Origin of the sequence: Xenophilus azovorans DSM 13620 (assembly GCF_000745855.1) — a bacterium.
Taxonomy (GTDB): Bacteria; Pseudomonadota; Gammaproteobacteria; order Burkholderiales; family Burkholderiaceae_C; genus Xenophilus; species Xenophilus azovorans.
This window is the reverse complement of the sequence record NZ_JQKD01000015.1, coordinates 30,846-48,252: the sequence shown is the minus strand read 5'-3', so window position 1 is coordinate 48,252 and position 17,407 is coordinate 30,846. Positions and strand designations below refer to the sequence as shown.

Here is a 17,407-nt window from a genome sequence, read left to right as displayed (position 1 = left end):
CCGCCGATGCCTGCCGCCCCCGCCCTCGATCCGTTCGCCGATCCCCTGCTCGCATCGCCCCTGAAGGGCTGGCCGCACGGCCAGCCGCCGTTGCGGGCGAGCGAGGTGGGTGCGCAGGGCTGGAACCTGCTGGCAGGCGACCTGCCGCTGCCGGTGGCCGTGCTCCGGCGCGAGGCGCTGGCCCACAACATCGCCTGGCTGGCCGGCCGTGCGCGCGACTGGGACGTGGAACTCGCGCCGCACGGCAAGACGACGATGTCGCCCCAGCTCTTCGCGCGCCAGATCGAGGCGGGCGCCTGGGGCATCACCTTCGCCAGCGTGTTCCAGCTCGCCGTCGGCGCGGCGGCCGGCGTGCGGCGCGCGCTGATCGCCAACCAGGTGCTGGACGCGGCGGACCTGGCCGGCATCGAGGCGCTGCGCCGCCGGCACGACGGCCTGCGCGTGATCTTCCTCGCCGATTCGCAGGCGCAACTGGCGCTGATCGAGGCGTGGTTCGCCGCGCATCCCGGCGCGCAGCCCTTCGAGGTGCTGCTGGAGATCGGCTTCGCCGGCGGGCGCACCGGCTGCCGCACGGAGGAGGAAGCCATCGCGCTGGCGAGGCGCCTGCACGCCAGCGCGGCCGTGGCGCTGGTGGGCATCGAGTGCTACGAGGGCCTGTGGGCCAAGGGCGAGAGCGAAGCCGACCGCGCCTGGGTCGACGCGATGATGGACCGCGTCGACGCCGTCGCCGCGCAGTGCGTGCGAGAGGGTTTGTTCGCGGGTGAAGAGGTCATCGTCTCGGCCGGCGGCTCGGCCGTGTTCGACCTGGTGGCTGCGCGGCTGGTGCCCGCGCTCGGGCGCCCGGTGCGCGGGCTGCTGCGCTCCGGCTGCTATGTCACGCACGACCACGGCACCTACACGCGCATGCTGCAGGCCATGGCGCCGCGCCTGGGCTGCGAATGCGGCGAGATGCTGCGCCCGGCGCTCCAGGTGTGGGCGCTGGTGCAGTCGTGTCCCGAGCCGGGCCTGGCCATCGTCGGCGCGGGCAAGCGCGACCTGTCCTTCGACATGGGGATGCCGGTGCCGGTGGCGCGCGCGGCGCCGGGCGCGATGCAGGCCTGCCCCGTGCCCTCAGGCTGGCGCATCGACGCGCTGAACGACCAGCACGCCTACCTGCGCTGGGACGCCGCCGACGCAGGCCTGGCCGCGCAGGCGCCGGTGGTCGGCGAGCGCGTCGCCCTGGGCATCTCGCATCCCTGCACCACCTTCGACAAGTGGCGCTGGATGCCGGTGATCGAGGAAGACCACCGCGTCAGCGACGCCGTGACGATGGTGTTCTGAGCCATGGCCGACGGCGACGCCTTCCTGCCGCTGCGGCTGCCGCCCGGCGCCGACCTGCGCCGCGCCCTGGAGGCCGAGGCCGCCGCCTTCGCGCCCGAGGGCTGCTTCGTCGTCAGCGGCATCGGCAGCCTGCGCGACCCGCGCCTGCGGCTGGCCGGCCGCAACGAGGCCGATGCATGGCCCGGCGACTTCGAACTGCTGACCCTGGCCGGCACGCTGACCGCCGACGGCGCCCACCTGCACATGAGCATCGCGGGGCCGGACGGCGCGGTGCTGGGCGGGCACGTGGTGGAGGGCAACGCGGTGCGCACGACGGTGGAGGTGCTGCTGTGCCGTCCGGCCGGCTGGACGCTTTCGCGCACGGCGGACGCGGCAACGGGCTATGCCGAACTGCATGTGCGCTGCGGCAGTTGAGGCCTCTCAAGCGACTTCAACCCTATCGGTCCGTTCACGCTGAGCCTGTCGAAGCGCCGCGCGAGGCTTCGATCCTTCGACAGGCTCAGGACAGGCCAAGCTCGGCCCGAACGGTTCTTCTCGATCGAATGCGATCCGGTATCAACCGACGATGCGCCCCGCCTCGATGCGCACCACCGACTGCGCCAGGGCCTGCACGTCCTGCAGGTCGTGCGTGACCAGCAGCGTGGGCACCTGCACGCGCTCCAGCATCTCGGCCAGCTCGGCGCGCAGGCGGGCGCGCAGTTCCGTGTCCAGCGCCGACAGCGGCTCGTCCAGCAGCAGCAGGCGCGGCTGCGTGGCCAGGGCGCGCGCCAGGGCCACGCGCTGGCGCTGGCCGCCGGAGAGGTGGCGCGGGTAGGCGTTGCGCAGCGCCTCCAGCCCGAACTGCTCCATCAGCGTCCCGATGCGCTCGTGCGCCTCGGGCCGCAGCGCATGCCCGAGGCGGCGCACGCCGAAGCGCAGGTTCTCCTCCACCGTCATGTGCGGGAACAGGGCGTAGTCCTGGAACACCAAGCCCACGCCGCGCGCGCGCGCCGGTAGGTCGATGCCTTCGGCGCTGTCGAGCAGCGGCTGGCCGCCCACGCGCACGTGGCCCCGGGCACCGGGCAGCAGCCCGGCGATGGCCATCAGCACGGTGGACTTGCCGGAACCCGAAGGACCCAGCAGCGCGGTGCGCGCGGCGCCGCTGCGGAAGGCCGCGTCGAGCACGAACTCGCGGTCGGGCGAGCGCAGGGTGGTGCGGATGTGGACGTCCAGCATCGTCGTCAGTGCTTCGCCTGCAGCAGCCGGCTGGCCAGCACCAGCAGCACCACGCACACCACCGAGATCACCAGCGTGAGCGTCAGCGCCAGTTCGTCGTCGCCGGCCTGCACGGCGGCGTACACCGCCACCGACAGCGTCTGCGTACGCCCCGGCAGGTTGCCCGCGATCATCAGCGTGGCGCCGAACTCCCCCATCGCGCGGGCGAAGCTCAATGCCAGCCCGGCGCCGATGCCGCGCAGCGCCAGCGGCAGGCTGATGCGCCAGAACACCTCCCACTCGCCGGCGCCCAGCGTGCGCGCGGCCTGCGCGAAGCGGCCGTCGGTCTCCTCGAAGGCGGCGCGCGCGGCCTTGTAGATCAGCGGCAGCGACACCACCGCCGCCGCCAGCACCGCGCCCTGCCAGGTGAACAGCAGCGTGAAGCCGAACCACTGCTCCAGCCAGCGCCCGATGAGGCCGTTGCGCCCCACCAGCACGATCAGGTAGTAGCCCAGCACCGTGGGCGGCAGCACCATCGGCAGCAGCAGCAGGGCGTCGAGCGTCGAATGGCCGGGGAAGCGGCGCCGCGCCATCCACCAGCCCAGGCCGATGCCGGCCGCGCCGGCCAGCAGCGTGGCCAGCAGCGCGACCTTGAGGGTCAGCCAGAGGGGGGTGAGCACGGCTCAGCGGCGGCGCCTGCCTCCACCGGGGGTCAGGGTTGGGCGAAGCCGAAGCTCTGGAGGATCTTCCGTCCTTCCGCGCCCTTGACGAAGGCGATGAAGGACTGCGCCGCGGCCGGCTGCTTGCTGGCGGCGAGCTGGGCGATGGGGTAAGTCACCGGGGTGGTGGTCGGCACGGCGAAGGCGATCTGCGTCTCGTCCTTCTTGACCATCGCGTCGGTGCGGTAGACGAAGCCGGCGTCGACCTCGCCGCGCGCCACGTAGTCGAGCACCTGGCGCACGCTCTCGCCGTAGATCCACTTGGGCTTGAGCGGCGCGTCGAGCTTGGCCTGCTCGATCACGCCCATGGTGTAGCGGCCCACCGGCACCGAGGCGGGCGTGCCGGCGGCGATGCGCTGGTAGGCGCCGCCGGCCAGGTCGTCCAGCGACTTGGGCACCTTCGACGACTTGGCCGGCACGATCAGCACCAGCTCGTTCTTCACGAAGTCGCTGCGCGTGCCCTGCGCGATCAGGCCGGCGGCCTGCGCCTTGTCCATGGTGGGCTGGTCGGCCGAGGCGAACACGTCCACCGGCGCGCCCTGCTGCATCTGTGCGAGCAGCGCGCCCGAGGCGGCGAAGTTGAAGGTCGCCTTGTGCCCGGGGTTGGCCTGCGACCATGCCTTGCCGACGGCCTGGAAGGCGTTGGTCAGGCTGGCGGCGGCGGAGACCACGATCTCCTGCGCCCACAGCAGCGGGCTGGCGGCGGTGAGGGTCAGGGCGCACGCGGCGGCACGCAGCCAACGGTTCACTTGCATGGTCGTCCTTTCGTTATTCATCAGAGGAATAGCGGAATCATAGCGGTCAGGGCTGCGGCTTCGTGCCGTCCGGCGTATGGCGGTCATAACGATCGTCGGCGCGGCGCCCGGCCAGGTCGTCGAGGCGGCCCTCGAACCAGCCGATGCGCCCGGGCGCAGGCGCGTCGAAGCGCGCCACATAGGGCTTGATGGGAGGGCCTGCTGGCGCCCTGCAAGGGGCCCCTTTGCGAAGCAACCCGGAGGGAAGCTCATCCCAGCCCGCCCCTCGGCGTTGCGCTCCTTGTGCGTGCGGACGCACGCACGGCGTCGCGCGCCTTGATGGGCGGGCTGGGATGAGCTTCGCGGCCCCTTGCAGGGCGCCAGCAGGCCCTCGCACCGGCGTGCCGTCGACCAGGTCGTTGCCGGCGAAGTGCAGCAGCCGGCCTTCCACGTGCAGCAGCCGCACCACCGACAGGCCCAGCCGGTTGGGCCGCGCCGGCGCGCGGGTGGCGAACACGCCATGGGGCTGCGGGTCGAGGAAGGGCGTCACCTCCAGCAGCTCGCGCGGGCAGCGGTGGAAGTGCGTGATGAGCAGCAGGTGGTCGAAGCCCTCGATGTCGCGCAGGCCGGCGGCGTAGGCAGGCAGCACTTCCAGCGTCGCCGTCTCGTGCGGCACGCCGGCGGCCTGCACCGGCACGCCCTCCGGCACCGGGAAGCGGCTGCGGATGTGACCGATGGGGCGGCAGACGATGTCTGCCGCGGTGTCGTTCATGGAAGGCCCTCGCCGTCCAGCGCGCGCGCCGCGGGCAGCGCCGGGCCGCGCGGCACGGGCGCCGCAGCGGTGTCGGGCGTCCAGCAGCGCCACACCTCCTGCGGCAGCGCGCGTGCGGTGGGCGGCGCCGGCTCGCGGGCCGTGCCCAGGCTGACGAAGCCGGCCAGGTGCTCGCCCGGCTGCAGGCCGAGCTGGCGGGCCAGCGCGTCGTCGAAGCAGCGCTCGCCGCTGAGCACGATGCCGCCGTAGCCGAGCTGGTGCGCCGCGTTCAGCAGGTTGCCCAGCGCCGCGCCGGCGGCCAGCCACTGCTCGCGCAGCGGCACGCGCTTGCGCGCGCGCGGCGAGACGACGAAGCCCAGCAGGCAGGGCGCCTCGGTGGCGTGGGCGCGGGCGCGGCGCAGGTCGGCGGCGCTGGCGAGCGGGTCGCGCCGCCGCTTCTCGGCCTCGAACAGCGCGGCCAGCGCCTCGCGCTGCGGCGTCCGGAACTCGATCACGCGCCAGGGGTGCAGCCGGCCGTGGTCGGGCGCGCTGAGCGCGGCCTGCACCATCAGCTCGATGTCCTGCGCGCCCGGGCCGGGTGCGTCCAGCCGGCGCGGCGAGATGGAGCGGCGCTCCAGCAGCGCGCCCAGCGAGGCCGGGGCGGCGTCGGCCGGGCGCAGCATCTCCACGTCGCCGAAGGCCACGTGGCGCAGGGTGCGGTCGGCCTGCGGATGGACCAGCAGGGCCCAGTAGGCGCCTTCCAGCGGGAGTTCGCCCCGCAGGGCCGTGCGCCACAGCGCCTCCAGCGCGGCGGCGTCGGCCGCCGGCGCGAAGCGGGCCAGCGCGCCGGCGTGCAGTGCGTCGAGGCGTGCCTGGACGGCCGCGGCGCCTTCGCCGCCGGCGGCCGCGGTGCTCTCGGCCAGGCGGCGCAGCGCGGCGTCGCTCATCGATGCGTCGGCGCCGGGCAGCAGGGCAGGCAGGTCCTGGATGGGCAGGCTCACGCGCAGCACCGAGCGCAACAAGTGCCGGCCGAGGCCGGCGAGGGGAAGAGGGGCGGGCATGACGTCTCGGCGGGTGGAAGGATCGCTATTCATCGAAGGAATAGCGATTCGAGTTTAGGCGACGCCGCACAATCCCGCCATGCGCGCCAAGACCTCCTTCGCACCGCCCGCCGCCTTCATGGACGCGCTGGGCCACAGCGCGGCCGACAAGCGGCTGGACATCCTGCGCGGCATCGGCCGCAGCGGCAGCATCTCGCAGGCCGCGCGCGACGCGGGCGTGAGCTACAAGGCCGCCTGGCAGGCGGTGGCCACGCTGACCAACCTGGCCGGCATGCCGCTGGTGGACAGCGCCGTGGGCGGCGCCGGCGGCGGCGGCGCGCGGTTGACCGACGACGGACGGCGCCTGCTGGCGATGGCCGACGCCTTCGCCGAGGCGAGGCAGTCGCTGTATGCCCCGCTGGGCGGCCCGGCGGCGGCGCTGCCCGGCGCCCGGGCGGCGATGGCAGGCCTGGCGATCCGCACCAGCATGCGCAACCAGTTGCCCGCGCGGGTGGTCGAGGTGGCGGGGGCCGGCCGCATGGTCACTGCCACGCTGGCGCTCGGCGCCTCGCCGCAGGCGCTGCGCGCGCGCGTGACGCGCGAGAGCGCCGAGCTGCTGGGCCTGGCGCCGGGCCAGCCGGTGCTGGCGCTGTGCAAGGCGACGGCGGTGGAGGTGGCGCCGGCGGGCGGGCGGGCGGTGCGTGCCGGCGGCAACGTGCTGGAGGGCGCGGCGGCGGCGATCAGCCGCGACGAGGCGGGCGACGAGGTCGGCGTGCAGCTCGACGGCGAGGGGCTGCAACTGGTCGGCTTCGCCGCTGCAGGCACGCGCCTGCGGCGGCGCCAGCGCGTGCACGCGCGGCTGGACGAATCGGCGGTGGTGATCGCGCTGCCGGGGTGACGGGGCGCGGGCGGGCGGCTCAGGCGCCGAGCTTCGCCATCTGCGCGCGCACGTCCTCGGCCGAGCCGGGCCGCACCACGCGGCCGACCTCCTGCCCGCCCTGCAGGAAGATCAGCGTGGGCCACAGCCGCACGGCAAAACTGCGGCCCAGCGGGCGGCCGCTGCCGTCCTCCACCTTGATGTGCCGCAGCCCGGCGGGCGCGTCGGCCAGCGCCTCGGTGATGGCGGGCTGCGCGCCGCGGCAGATGCCGCACCAGTTGGCGCCGAACTCCAGCAGCGTCGGGCCGGGCAGCGCGTCCACTTCGGCGCGGGTCTTGTCTTCGGGTTGGTAGGGGGTGGTCATGCGTGGAATCGTGAAGCCGCGGCGCCGGTGTGCGCTGTCGGCGGTCAGCGCCTGTGCTGGCCGGCGGCGAGCCTGCGGTAGATGGTCGCACGGCTCACGCCCAGCGCGCGGGCGGCCTCGGCCACGTTGCCGCGCGCGTCCTGCACGGCCTGGCGGATCAGCGAGGCCTGCACGTCGCGCAGGCGGGGCGCCGCCTGCACGTCGCGGCGCTGGGCGCGCACGTGCAGCCGCAGGCCCGACCACAGCGGCACCTCGACCGGCGCCGGGTGGCGCGCGGCGGCGTCGAAGAGCAGGGAGGGCGGCACGGCGAACAGGTCGCCGGCCTGCACCGCCTCGGCGCGGCCGGGTGCCGGCAGGGGCAGCAGCTGGCGCGCCATCGCGTTGGCGCCGAGCACGCGGCCGTCGGCGTCCAGGCACAGCAGGCCGTCGCTGTCGGCGGCCGCGTCCAGCGGCGCCAGGCTGCCGGGCCAGTTGACCTGCAGCAGCAGCGCGCAGGGCAGGCTGCGCAGCCAGGCGTTCTGGATCGCCTGCGCCGCGTGCTGCGCCAGGTGCTGCAGCTCGGGGCGTTCGACCACGTTCACGCCGGTCAGGTCGAGCATGCCCACGCAGCGCCCGGCGGGGTCGAACACCGGCGCGCCGGCGCAGGTGTAGACGCCGGTGTCCTCGAAGAAGTGCTCGCCGCGGTGCAGCCACACCGGGCTGCGCTCGGCCAGCGCGGCGCCGATGGCGGTGGTGCCCACCGCGCGCTCGGACAGGTCGACGCCGACGCGGGCGATGTCGCGCATGGCGCGGTCGTCCTGGCCGTGCAGCGCGCCCACCTCGATCACCACGCCGTCGGCATCGGTCAGCAGCGCGAAGTAGTGCGTGCCGGCGATGGCGCGCGAGAGCCGCTCCAGCACCGGCCGCGCGGCGCCGAGGAAGCTGCCGCAGCGCTCCTGCGCGGCGGCGGCGGCCGTGCGCGGCACGGCCTCGAACATCACTCGCTCGCGCGGGCTGCGCCCGGCGGCCAGGCAGCGCTGCCAGGAGCGGGCGATCCAGGGGGGCAGGGCGGCGTCGGCGCGGGCCTGCACCTCGCCGTGCAGCCAGGCGCGGCGCGCATGCGCGATGGAGCCGCTGCGGTCGGGCAGCGCGAGGGCGTGGGCTGGAAGATTCATGCGTGGGGTGCGTGCGCGGGGCCGAAGATGCCCGAGCCTGCGCGCGCCGATCGTCTCATTTTGAGAATTTCAACCCGCCCCCGCAACCGCCTAGGGTTTTGCCTAGGGTGGGTGTCGGGGGCGGGGCAGAAGATGACCAGCGGCGCGGCGGTTCCGGCCCCGCGCCCAGCCATCACCGACACACGGAGACAGCCACATGCAGGTATCCCTCACCGTCAACGGGCGCGAGGTCACGATCGACGCGCCGCCCCATACGCTCCTTGTCCAGGCCATCCGCGAGCACCTGCGCCTGACCGGCACGCACGTGGGCTGCGACACGGCCCAGTGCGGCGCCTGCACCGTGCACCTGAACGGCCGCGCCATCAAGTCCTGCAACGTGCTGCTGGCCCAAGTGGCGGGCGGCAACGTCACCACCATCGAGGGCATCGCCCAGGCCGACGGCACGCTGCACCCGATGCAGGCGGCCTTCAAGGAGTGCCACGGGCTGCAGTGCGGCTTCTGCACGCCGGGCATGGTGATGAGCGCGATCGACCTGTGCACGCACCATCCGAAGTCCGGCGAGCAGGAGATCCGCGCGCTGCTGGACGGCAACCTGTGCCGCTGCACGGGCTACCAGAACATCGTCAAGGCCGTGCAGCAGGGCGGCGAGGCGATGGCCTCGCAGGCCGCTTCGGCCTGAAGAAGGAAGGAGCGCGACATGGGTGCTTCCGATTTCGCCAAGCTGCCGCACATCGGCGAGGCCGTCCGCCGCAAGGAGGACGTGCGCTTCCTCACCGGCGCGGGCAACTACACCGACGACGTGCTGCTGCCCAACCAGGCGCATGCCGTCTTCCTGCGCTCGCCGCACGCGCATGCGGCGATCAGGTCCATCGACACCGCGGCGGCCGCGGCCATGCCCGGCGTGGTGGGCATCCTCACCGGCGCCGACATCGACGGGAAGATGGGCGGCCTGCCCTGCGGCTGGCTCATCAACAACCCGGACGGCACGCCGATGAAGGAGCCGCCGCATCCCATCCTGGCCATTGGCAAGGTGCGCTACGTGGGCGACCACGTGGCGATGGTGGTGGCCGAGACGGCGGAGCAGGCGAAGAACGCGGCCGAGGCCATCGTGGTCGACTACGAGGTGCTGCCCGCGCTGGTGAGCGTGGACTACGCGGCGAAGAAGAGCAGCGGCGTCACCATCCACGACGCCGCGCCCGACAACCAGTGCTACCGCTGGACGCTGGGCGACAAGGCGGCGGTGGACGCGGCCTTCGCCGGCGCGGCGCACGTGACGAAGCTCGACCTCGTCAACAACCGCCTCATCCCCAACGCCATCGAGCCGCGCGTGGCGGTGGCCGGCTACAACCGGGCGGGCGACGAGTACACGCTGTATGTCGCCAACCAGAACCCGCACGTCGAGCGGCTGCTGATGACGGCCTTCGTGCTCGGCCTGCCCGAGCACAAGGTGCGCGTGATCGCGCCCGACGTTGGCGGCGGCTTCGGCTCCAAGATCTACCTCTACGCGGAAGACGTGGCCCTCACCTGGGCCAGCAAGCAGTTCAACCGCAACATCAAGTGGACGGCCGAGCGCTCCGAGTCCTTCCTGTCTGACGCGCACGGCCGCGACCACGTGAGCCACGCCGAGATGGCGATGGACAAGGACGGCAAGTTCCTCGCGCTGCGCGTGCACACCGACGCCAACCTGGGCGCCTACCTGTCCACCTTCGCCACGGCGGTGCCGACCATCCTCTACGCCACGCTGCTGGCGGGCCAGTACACCACGCCGCAGATCTACGTGGAAGTGGACGCCTGGTTCACCAACACCGCGCCGGTGGATGCCTACCGCGGGGCCGGCCGGCCCGAGGCCACCTACCTGCTGGAGCGCCTGGTCAGCCGCTGCGGCTGGGAGATGGGCCTGGGCCAGGACGAGATCCGGCGCCGCAACTTCGTGCGCGAATGGCCCTACCAGACGCCGGTGGCGCTGCAGTACGACGTGGGCGACTACCAGGCCTGCATGGACAAGGCGCAGGCGCTGGCCGAGGTCGCCGGCTTCGACGCGCGCCGGGCCGAGAGCGAGAAGAAGGGCAAGCTGCGCGGCATCGGCTATTCCAGCTACATCGAGGCCTGCGGCCTGGCGCCATCCAACATCGCCGGTGCGCTCGGCGCGCGCGCCGGCCTGTTCGAGGCTGGCGAGGTGCGCGTGCATCCCACCGGCAGCGTGACGGTCTTCACCGGCTCGCACAGCCACGGCCAGGGTCACGAGACGACCTTCGCGCAGGTGGTGGCGGCGCGCCTGGGCATCCCGGTCGAGAACGTCGACATCGTGCACGGCGACACCGGCCGCATCCCCTTCGGCATGGGCACCTACGGCTCGCGCTCCATCAGCGTGGGCGGCGCGGCCATCATGCGCGCGCTCGACAAGATCGAGGCCAAGGCCAAGAAGATCGCCGCGCACCTTATGGAAGCCAGCGACGCCGACATCGAGTTCGCCGGCGGCGAGTTCACCGTCAAGGGCACCGACAAGAAGATCCCCTTCGGCCAGGTGGCGCTGACGGCCTACGTGCCGCACAACTACCCGCTCGACAAGCTGGAGCCCGGCCTGAACGAGACGGCCTTCTACGACCCGACCAACTTCACCTACCCGGCCGGCACCTACATCTGCGAGGTGGAGATCGACAAGGCCACGGGCGAGGTGCGGATCGACCGCTTCACCGCGGTGGACGACTTCGGCACCATCATCAACCCGATGATCGTGGAAGGGCAGGTGCACGGCGGCATCGTGCAGGGCATCGGCCAGGCGCTGATGGAGAACTGCGTCTACGACCGCGAGACGGGGCAACTGCTCACCGGCAGCTTCATGGACTACGCCATGCCGCGCGCGGAAGACTTCCCGGTCTTCAAGCTCGACACCGTCTGCACCCCCTGCACCCACAACCCGCTGGGCACCAAGGGCTGCGGCGAGGCCGGCGCCATCGGCTCGCCGCCGGCCGTCATCAACGCCGTGCTCGATGCGCTGCACCCGCTTGGGGTGAAGGACTTCGACATGCCCGCCAGCCCGGCGCGCGTGTGGGAGGCGATGCGCAAGGCCCAGGCTGCCGCCTGAACGAGGAAGGAGCACACACCATGTACGCATTCACCTTCGAGCGTCCGGCCAGTCTCGACGAGGCGGCGAAGCTGGCAGCCGCCGGCGCGAAGCCGCTGGCGGGCGGCCAGACGCTGCTGGCCTCCATGAAGCTGCGCCTGTCGGCGCCTGAGCAGCTGGCCGACCTGTCCGGCTGCCCGGAGCTGACCGGCATCCGCCGGGAGGGCGACGCGCTCGTCATCGGCGCCATGTCGCGCCACGTCGAGGTCGCGAACAACGCCGACGTGAAGTCCGCCTACCCCGCGCTGGCCGACCTGGCCTCGCGCATCGGCGACCGGCAGGTGCGCGCGATGGGCACGATCGGCGGCTCGGTCGCCAACAACGACCCGGCCGCCTGCTACCCGAGCGCGGTGCTGGCTTCCGGCGCCACCGTCGTCACCACCAAGCGCGAGATCGCAGCCGACGACTTCTTCCAGGGTTTGTTCGCCACTGCGCTGGAGGAGGGCGAACTGATCAAGGCGATCCGCTTCCCCATCCCGAAGCAGGCCGCCTACGAGAAGCTGCGCCAGAAGGCCTCGCACTTCCCGCTGGTGGGCGTGTTCGTGGCGGTGTATGGCAGCGGCGTCCGCGTGGCCGTCACCGGCGCGGGCAACGGCGTGTTCCGACATGCCGGGCTGGAAGCAGCGCTGACGAAGAGCTTCACGCCCGAGTCGGCGGCCGCCGTCGCCATCGACGACAGCGAACTCAACAGCGACCTGCACGCCAGCGCCGCTTACCGTGCCAACCTGATCTCGGTGCTCGCGCAGCGCGCCGTGGCGAAGGCGCTCGGTTAAGCTGGGCCGATGACCGACCACGCCCGCCCTGACGCCGCCACGCCGTTCGCTTCGATCGACGCCGTGGTGCAGGGGCTGGCGGAGGTCGGCTACCTGGCCGACCGGCGCCTGGCCACTGCCGTCTTCCTCGCGCTGAAGCTGCAGCGGCCGCTGCTGCTGGAGGGCGAGCCCGGCGTCGGCAAGACCGAGCTGGCGAAGGCGCTGTCGGCCGCGCTGGGCCGCGAGCTGCTGCGCCTGCAGTGCTACGACGGCCTGGAGCAGCGCGAGGCGCTGTACGAATGGAACTACGCCGCGCAACTGCTGCACATGCGTGCGGCAGAGGCACGAGGGGCCGTGGACGACGTGGAATCCGAGGTCTACCAGCCGCACTACCTGATCCGCCGCCCGCTGCTGCAGGCCCTGCAGGCACCGCCGCCCGGCGCCGTGCTGCTGATCGACGAGGTGGATCGCGCCGACGAGCCCTTCGAGGCCTTCCTGCTCGAATACCTGGGCGAGTACCAGGTGAGCATCCCCGAGCTGGGCACCGTGCGCGCCGTGGTGCCGCCGGTCACCGTTCTCACCAGCAACCGCACGCGCGAGCTGAACGATGCGGTGAAGCGCCGCTGCCTGTACCACTGGCTGGACTATCCGGAGCGCGAGCGCGAACTCGCCATCGTGCGCGCCCGCGTGCCGGGCGCCGGCGAGGCGCTGTCGGCGCAGGTGGCCGACTTCGTGCACCGGCTGCGCAGCCAGCCTGTCGCCAATGCCTTCCAGCGCGCGCCCGGCATCGCCGAGAGCGTGGAATGGGCCAAGGCGCTGGTGGCGATGGACACGGTCGAACTCGACCCCGAGGTGGTGGCCGACACCGCCGGCATCCTCTTCAAGCAGCGCGACGACGTGGCGGCGCTCAACCACACGCTGGCCACCGAACTGCTCGCGCCCGCCGAGTGAGGCCGGGCGCATGGAACGCGTGCATCAACTCGGCGACGCCAGGCGAGGCAAGCTGGCCGGCAACCTGGCGGGTTTCGGCCGTGCGCTGCGGCGCGCCGGCGTGCGCGTCGACGCCTCGCGCATCGCACTGGCCGCCGAGGCGGCGCAGCTCGTCGGCGTGCACCGGCGCGACGACATGAGCGCGGCGATGGAGGCGGTGCTGGTCGCCCGCGAGCAGGACCGGCTGGTCTTCCGCGAGCTGTTCGACGCGTGGTTCCGCGACCCCGAACTCGCCAGCAAGATGCTCGCCCAGATGCTGCCCACCACCGAGGGCCGCGCCGAGCCGCCGAAGCGCCGCCCCCGGGTGCGCGAGGCGCTGGCCGCGCCGGCCGCGCCGAAGGCCGCGCCGGAGAACGAGCGCGAGGTGCAGTTCGACGCCGCCATGACGGCCGGCGACCGCCGCCGCCTGCAGCACGCCGACTTCAACGCCCTGGGCGCGGCCGAGTACCGGCTGGTCGAGCGGCTGGCGCGCGACATCGCGCTGCCCGTGCCCACCGTGCCCGGCCGGCGCCTGCGCGTGGCCGGGCAGGGCGGCGCGCACGCGCGCATGCACTGGCCGGGCGTGTGGCACGAGGCCGCGCGCACCGGCGGCGAGATGCTGCGCCTGCCGCGCCTGGTGCGGCGCGAGCAGCCGCTGCCCCTGCTGGTGCTGGTGGACGTGTCGGGCTCGATGGAGCGCTACGCCCGGCTGCTGCTGGCCTTCCTGCATGCCGCCACGCGCGGCCTGGCCGGGCGCGGCGGCCGGCGTGACGTGTTCGCCTTCGGCACCGGCCTCACGGACCTGACGCCCGCCTTCCGCGCCGCCGACACCGATGCGATGCTGGCCGCGGCGGGCCAGGCGATCGAGGACTTCGCCGGCGGCACGCGCCTGGGCGAGTCGCTGGCGCAACTGCGCCGGCAGCATGCGCGGCGGCTGGTCGGCCGGCGCACGCTGGCGCTGCTGGTCAGCGACGGCCTGGACACGGGCGAGCCCGAGGCGCTGTGCGGCGAGCTGCAATGGCTGCGCCGCCACAGCCGCAGGCTGCTGTGGCTCAACCCGCTGCTGCGCTTTCCGGGCTACGCGCCGCTGGCGCGCGGGGCGGCCGTGCTGCACCGCGAGGCCGACGCCATGCTCGCCGTCCACAACCTGCAGGCGCTGGAAGACCTGGCGCGCAGCATCGCCGCGCTGCTGCGGCGCGGATAGACGCGGACAGACACTTTTTCTTTCGAGGAACATCACATGGATATGCAAGGCAACCGCCAGCTCGGCGTCACCCAGCAGCAGGCGTGGGACGCGCTGAACGACCCCGAGACGCTCAAGCTCTGCCTGCCCGGCTGCGACAAGTTCGAGGCCACCGGCGAAGGGCAGTACGCCGTGACGATGGCGGTCAAGGTCGGCCCCGTCTCGGCCAAGTTCAACGGCAAGGTCACGCTCAGCGACATCCAGCCGCCGGCCAGCTACCGGCTGGCCTTCGAGGGGCAGGGCGGCGTGGCCGGTTTCGGCAAGGGCGCCTCCGCCGTCACGCTGGCGCCCAACGAGGCCGGCTGCGAGTTGGGCTACACCGTGCAGGCGCAGGTGGGCGGCAAGATCGCGCAGCTCGGCCAGCGGCTGATCGACGGTGCCGCCAAGTCGATGGCCGACGATTTCTTCAAGCGCTTCGACGCCGAGATGGTCCGGCGCCACGGCGCGCCGGCGGAGGCCGAGGCGCCGCCGGCCGAGGCCGCGGAGGATAAGAAGGAGAAGGGCAAGTTCGCCGGCCTGATGCAGAAGATGGGCTTCGGCAAGAAGGACGGCGAGGACGACAAGGCCGGCCCGACCCCCGAGAGCTGAGCATGGAGAACCTCGACGTCATGGTGCTGCGCCAGTTGCGCGACTGGCGCCTGGACGGGCGCCGGGCGATGCTGGCGACGGTGGTGCGCACCTGGGGCTCCTCGCCTCGGCCCGTCGGCTCGATCATGGCGCTGGCCGAGGACGGCGCGGTGGTCGGCTCCGTCTCCGGCGGCTGCATCGAGGACGACCTGATCGCGCGGCACAGCAGGCTCGGCCAAGCCGAGATGCCGAGCGGCGCGCCCGTGCTGGTGAAGTACGGCGTCACCGCCGACGAGGCGCACCGCTTCGGCCTGCCCTGCGGCGGCACGCTGGAGCTGCTGCTGGAGTTCGACCCCGACGCCGCACGGCTGGCCGAACTGGTCGCCGAGCTGGAGGCCGGCCGCCTGATGCAGCGCACCGTGCGCCTGGCCGACGGCGAAGTCACGCTCGCGCCGTCGGATGCGCCGGCGGAACTGGTCATCGACGGCACCGTGCTGGTCAACACCTTCGGCCCCGAGTACCGCATGCTGCTGATCGGCGCCGGCCAGCTCGCCGAGTACGTGGCGACGATGGCGCGCTTCTGCGGCTTCGCCGTCACGCTGTGCGATCCGCGCGAGGAGTACCGCGGGAGCTGGCAGGTGCCCGGCGTGCAGCTCTCCACCGAGATGCCCGACGACGCGGTGCGCGCCTTCCGCCCCGATGCGCGCACCTGCGTGGTGGCGCTCACGCACGACCCCAAGCTGGACGACCTGGCGCTGCTGGAGGCGCTGGACACGCCGGCCTTCTACGTCGGCGCCATCGGCTCGCGCCGCAACGCGCAGGCCCGGCGCGAGCGGATGATCGAGCACTTCGAGCAGACCGAGGCCTCGCTCGCCCGCCTGCGCGGCCCGATCGGCATCTACATCGGCAGCAAGACGCCCTCGGAGATCGCCGTGAGCCTGATGGCCGAGATCCTGGCCGTGAAGAACGGCGTGCGCTTGCCGCGCGAGATGGAGGTGGCGATGGCCAAGGCGCAGCAGGGCGTGGCCGCCAGCTGACCCGCCGGCCGCCGCCGGGGCTTACGCGGCCGCCTTGATCCCCCGCATCATGATCACGCCGCCGAGCGTGGTGGTGTCGCTGCGCATGCGGCTGGCCAGGGCGGCGGGCGTGCCGGCGCGCGGCTGCCAGCCGGCCTTGAGCAGGGCGGCGCTGATGTCGGGCGTGCGCAGCACCTGGTTGAGCGCCGTGTTGAGCCGGGCCACGGCCGCTTCGGGCATCGAGGCGGGGGCGGCCAGCGCGGTCCAGATCTCCAGGTCGGCGCCGCGCACGTCGGCCTCGCGCAGCGTGGGCATGTCGCCTGCCAGCGGGCTGCGCTCGGGCGAGGTCGCGCCGATCGCCTTGAGCTTGCCGCTCTTCACGTGAGGCAAGGCCAGCCCCGGCGGCAGCAGGGCCATCTGGATCTTGTTGGCCAGCATGGCCTCGATGACCTTCGGGTTGCCGTTGAAGGGCACGTGCTCGACGCGGATGCTGGTGCGCATCTTCAGCAGTTCCATGCCCAGGTGGCCGACGGTGCCGGCGCCCGGCGTGCCGTACTTGCCGTCGCTGCCCAGGTTGCGCGCCCACAGCAGCAGCTCGGTCGGCGTGCGGCCTTCGGCCTCGGCGCAGGTCGCCAGCACCAGCGGCGCGGTGCCGATCAGGCCGACCGGGGCGAAGTCTTTCTCCGGGTCGAACGGGGTGGCCGCGTTGAGCACGCGGGCGATGGTCAGGTTGCCGTTGATGAGCGCGCCGATGGTGTGGTCGTCCTGCGCCTTGGCCACCTCGTTGGCCGCCACGTTGCCGCTGGCGCCGGGCTTGTTCTCGACCACCACCGGCTGGCCCAGCAGCGCGGACAGCGGCCCGGCGACGGCGCGCGCCGCCAGGTCGGGCGAGGCGCCTGCCGGAAAGCCCACCAGGATGCGCACCGGCTTGCTCGGCCAGGTGCCTGCCGCGGCCTGGCCGTTTTTCTGTGCCCATCCGGGAAGGCAGAGGGTGGCCGCGGAGGCGGCGCAGGATTGGAGCAGCCGGCGCTTGCTGAGCATGGGACGTTCGCGAGTGGAAAGTTACAAACATTAACAAACCCGCGCGCACCTGGCAATGCAGGCATTTTTCTTATGGAGCGGCGGCATGCCGCGGCCCGGCGGGATGGGACCGCGCTCAGCGGTCCTGCAGCGGCTCCGGGGCCGGCGCGGCGCGCGGCGTCGCGTCGTCCATCTGCGCCGTGGGCGGCACCGGCCCGCCCTTGAGCCGCTCGCGGAACAGGGCGGCGCGCGCCAGGAAGATGGTCGTCACCGGCGCGGTGAGCGCGACGAACAGCGCGATGAGCATCGCGTGCAGGAACAGGTGGAAGCCCTGCACCGAGAAGTAGATGACGGTGCCCAGCGAGATCGACCACACGCCGGCGGTGGCGCCCAGCGTGGGCGCGTGGATGCGGCTGAAGAAGTCGCGCAGCCGCACCAGCCCGAAGGAGCCGATGGCGGCGAAGGCGGCGCCGCTGACGATGCAGATCGCGGTGAGCCACTCGGCCCACCAGGGCAGCGGGCCGGTCATCGGGAAACCTCCGTGCTTCGCACTGCGGTGCGAG

19 protein-coding genes are annotated in these 17,407 nt (G+C 73.1%); 10 read left to right on the top strand and 9 right to left on the bottom strand.

The genetic code is table 11. The annotated features are described in order from the left end of the window. The first annotated feature begins 6 nt into the window (after positions 1-6). Positions 7-1,320 carry an amino acid deaminase gene (locus tag Q392_RS09755; protein ID WP_038205640.1) on the top strand — a complete coding sequence of 438 codons (1,314 nt, stop codon included), beginning with the start codon at positions 7-9 and terminating at the stop codon, positions 1,318-1,320. Positions 1,321-1,323: 3 nt separating this feature from the next. Next, positions 1,324-1,734: a PPC domain-containing DNA-binding protein gene (locus Q392_RS09750; RefSeq protein ID WP_038205637.1), complete on the top strand. Its 411-nt coding sequence runs from the start codon at positions 1,324-1,326 to the stop codon at positions 1,732-1,734. A 141-nt stretch (positions 1,735-1,875) separates the two neighbouring features. Here Q392_RS09750 and Q392_RS09745 read toward each other — a convergent pair whose 3' ends face one another. Genes Q392_RS09745 through Q392_RS33865 form a run of 5 tightly spaced genes read right to left on the bottom strand, consistent with a single transcriptional unit; the run spans position 1,876 to position 5,779 of the window. Further along, positions 1,876-2,535, bottom strand: a complete 660-nt coding sequence (locus Q392_RS09745) for an ABC transporter ATP-binding protein (protein ID WP_038205634.1) — start codon at positions 2,533-2,535, stop codon at positions 1,876-1,878. A gap of 5 nt (positions 2,536-2,540) precedes the next feature. Continuing rightward, entirely contained in the window at positions 2,541-3,194 is a 654-nt protein-coding gene (gene modB / locus Q392_RS09740) for a molybdate ABC transporter permease subunit (RefSeq protein WP_038205632.1), read from the bottom strand. A 32-nt stretch (positions 3,195-3,226) separates the two neighbouring features. Next, positions 3,227-3,988, bottom strand: coding sequence for a molybdate ABC transporter substrate-binding protein (modA, locus tag Q392_RS09735; RefSeq protein ID WP_038205628.1), 762 nt, complete (start codon positions 3,986-3,988; stop codon positions 3,227-3,229). 46 nt (positions 3,989-4,034) lie between these two features. Beyond that, a complete protein-coding gene (locus tag Q392_RS33625; protein WP_051953173.1) occupies positions 4,035-4,739 on the bottom strand; it encodes an SAM-dependent methyltransferase in 705 nt (234 codons plus the stop codon). Further along, complete coding sequence (locus Q392_RS33865; RefSeq protein WP_245610681.1) at positions 4,736-5,779, bottom strand: nitroreductase family protein; 1,044 nt, start codon at positions 5,777-5,779, stop codon at positions 4,736-4,738. The genes Q392_RS33625 and Q392_RS33865 overlap by 4 nt, the downstream gene beginning before the upstream one ends. A 79-nt stretch (positions 5,780-5,858) precedes the next feature. Between Q392_RS33865 and Q392_RS09720 the strand changes: the two genes are divergently transcribed. After that, positions 5,859-6,656 carry a TOBE domain-containing protein gene (locus tag Q392_RS09720; RefSeq protein WP_038205625.1) on the top strand — a complete coding sequence of 266 codons (798 nt, stop codon included), beginning with the start codon at positions 5,859-5,861 and terminating at the stop codon, positions 6,654-6,656. Between the two features lie 19 nt (positions 6,657-6,675). On the opposite strand, the gene Q392_RS09715 is transcribed toward Q392_RS09720, so the two are convergent. After that, complete coding sequence (locus Q392_RS09715) at positions 6,676-6,999, bottom strand: thioredoxin family protein (protein WP_038205623.1); 324 nt, start codon at positions 6,997-6,999, stop codon at positions 6,676-6,678. 44 nt (positions 7,000-7,043) lie between these two features. Then, the gene (locus tag Q392_RS09710; protein WP_038205620.1) at positions 7,044-8,153 is read right to left on the bottom strand and encodes a helix-turn-helix domain-containing protein; all 1,110 of its coding nucleotides are present in this window, start codon (positions 8,151-8,153) and stop codon (positions 7,044-7,046) included. A 196-nt stretch (positions 8,154-8,349) separates the two neighbouring features. Between Q392_RS09710 and Q392_RS09705 the strand changes: the two genes are divergently transcribed. The 7 genes from Q392_RS09705 to Q392_RS09675 are packed head-to-tail and all read left to right on the top strand — an operon-like array spanning position 8,350 to position 15,845. Beyond that, positions 8,350-8,832, top strand: coding sequence for a (2Fe-2S)-binding protein (locus tag Q392_RS09705; RefSeq protein ID WP_038205617.1), 483 nt, complete (start codon positions 8,350-8,352; stop codon positions 8,830-8,832). A gap of 18 nt (positions 8,833-8,850) precedes the next feature. Continuing rightward, a complete protein-coding gene (locus Q392_RS09700) occupies positions 8,851-11,238 on the top strand; it encodes a xanthine dehydrogenase family protein molybdopterin-binding subunit (protein WP_038205615.1) in 2,388 nt (795 codons plus the stop codon). 20 nt (positions 11,239-11,258) lie between these two features. Beyond that, positions 11,259-12,050 carry an FAD binding domain-containing protein gene (locus Q392_RS09695; RefSeq protein WP_038205613.1) on the top strand — a complete coding sequence of 264 codons (792 nt, stop codon included), beginning with the start codon at positions 11,259-11,261 and terminating at the stop codon, positions 12,048-12,050. A 9-nt stretch (positions 12,051-12,059) separates the two neighbouring features. Next, on the top strand, positions 12,060-12,980 hold the full coding sequence (locus Q392_RS09690; protein ID WP_051953170.1) for an AAA family ATPase: 921 nt from the start codon (positions 12,060-12,062) through the stop codon (positions 12,978-12,980). A gap of 10 nt (positions 12,981-12,990) precedes the next feature. Next, positions 12,991-14,202, top strand: a complete 1,212-nt coding sequence (locus tag Q392_RS09685; protein ID WP_038205611.1) for a vWA domain-containing protein — start codon at positions 12,991-12,993, stop codon at positions 14,200-14,202. Between the two features lie 36 nt (positions 14,203-14,238). Next, complete coding sequence (locus Q392_RS09680) at positions 14,239-14,829, top strand: SRPBCC family protein (RefSeq protein ID WP_038205608.1); 591 nt, start codon at positions 14,239-14,241, stop codon at positions 14,827-14,829. 2 nt (positions 14,830-14,831) lie between these two features. After that, on the top strand, positions 14,832-15,845 hold the full coding sequence (locus Q392_RS09675) for an XdhC family protein (RefSeq protein WP_038205605.1): 1,014 nt from the start codon (positions 14,832-14,834) through the stop codon (positions 15,843-15,845). Positions 15,846-15,866: 21 nt separating this feature from the next. Here the strand turns inward: Q392_RS09675 and Q392_RS09670 are convergent, their stop codons facing one another. Both Q392_RS09670 and mnhG read right to left on the bottom strand, forming a co-directional pair. After that, positions 15,867-16,865, bottom strand: a complete 999-nt coding sequence (locus tag Q392_RS09670; protein WP_038205602.1) for a Bug family tripartite tricarboxylate transporter substrate binding protein — start codon at positions 16,863-16,865, stop codon at positions 15,867-15,869. Between the two features lie 115 nt (positions 16,866-16,980). Beyond that, positions 16,981-17,373 carry a monovalent cation/H(+) antiporter subunit G gene (mnhG, locus tag Q392_RS09665; protein ID WP_038205599.1) on the bottom strand — a complete coding sequence of 131 codons (393 nt, stop codon included), beginning with the start codon at positions 17,371-17,373 and terminating at the stop codon, positions 16,981-16,983. Between the last annotated feature and the right edge of the window lie 34 nt (positions 17,374-17,407).

What these genes read in the sequence shown, in the direction of transcription:
- Q392_RS09755 (WP_038205640.1), top strand. Translation starts at nt 7, where the DNA reads ATGCCTGCCGCCCCCGCCCTCGATCCGTTCGCCGATCCCCTGCTCGCA.
- Q392_RS09750 (WP_038205637.1), top strand. Translation starts at nt 1,324, where the DNA reads ATGGCCGACGGCGACGCCTTCCTGCCGCTGCGGCTGCCGCCCGGCGCC.
- Q392_RS09745 (WP_038205634.1), bottom strand. Translation starts at nt 2,535, where the DNA reads ATGCTGGACGTCCACATCCGCACCACCCTGCGCTCGCCCGACCGCGAG.
- modA (WP_038205628.1), bottom strand. Translation starts at nt 3,988, where the DNA reads ATGCAAGTGAACCGTTGGCTGCGTGCCGCCGCGTGCGCCCTGACCCTC.
- Q392_RS33625 (WP_051953173.1), bottom strand. Translation starts at nt 4,739, where the DNA reads ATGAACGACACCGCGGCAGACATCGTCTGCCGCCCCATCGGTCACATC.
- Q392_RS33865 (WP_245610681.1), bottom strand. Translation starts at nt 5,779, where the DNA reads ATGCCCGCCCCTCTTCCCCTCGCCGGCCTCGGCCGGCACTTGTTGCGC.
- Q392_RS09720 (WP_038205625.1), top strand. Translation starts at nt 5,859, where the DNA reads ATGCGCGCCAAGACCTCCTTCGCACCGCCCGCCGCCTTCATGGACGCG.
- Q392_RS09715 (WP_038205623.1), bottom strand. Translation starts at nt 6,999, where the DNA reads ATGACCACCCCCTACCAACCCGAAGACAAGACCCGCGCCGAAGTGGAC.
- Q392_RS09710 (WP_038205620.1), bottom strand. Translation starts at nt 8,153, where the DNA reads ATGAATCTTCCAGCCCACGCCCTCGCGCTGCCCGACCGCAGCGGCTCC.
- Q392_RS09705 (WP_038205617.1), top strand. Translation starts at nt 8,350, where the DNA reads ATGCAGGTATCCCTCACCGTCAACGGGCGCGAGGTCACGATCGACGCG.
- Q392_RS09700 (WP_038205615.1), top strand. Translation starts at nt 8,851, where the DNA reads ATGGGTGCTTCCGATTTCGCCAAGCTGCCGCACATCGGCGAGGCCGTC.
- Q392_RS09695 (WP_038205613.1), top strand. Translation starts at nt 11,259, where the DNA reads ATGTACGCATTCACCTTCGAGCGTCCGGCCAGTCTCGACGAGGCGGCG.
- Q392_RS09690 (WP_051953170.1), top strand. Translation starts at nt 12,060, where the DNA reads ATGACCGACCACGCCCGCCCTGACGCCGCCACGCCGTTCGCTTCGATC.
- Q392_RS09685 (WP_038205611.1), top strand. Translation starts at nt 12,991, where the DNA reads ATGGAACGCGTGCATCAACTCGGCGACGCCAGGCGAGGCAAGCTGGCC.
- Q392_RS09680 (WP_038205608.1), top strand. Translation starts at nt 14,239, where the DNA reads ATGGATATGCAAGGCAACCGCCAGCTCGGCGTCACCCAGCAGCAGGCG.
- Q392_RS09675 (WP_038205605.1), top strand. Translation starts at nt 14,832, where the DNA reads ATGGAGAACCTCGACGTCATGGTGCTGCGCCAGTTGCGCGACTGGCGC.
- Q392_RS09670 (WP_038205602.1), bottom strand. Translation starts at nt 16,865, where the DNA reads ATGCTCAGCAAGCGCCGGCTGCTCCAATCCTGCGCCGCCTCCGCGGCC.
- mnhG (WP_038205599.1), bottom strand. Translation starts at nt 17,373, where the DNA reads ATGACCGGCCCGCTGCCCTGGTGGGCCGAGTGGCTCACCGCGATCTGC.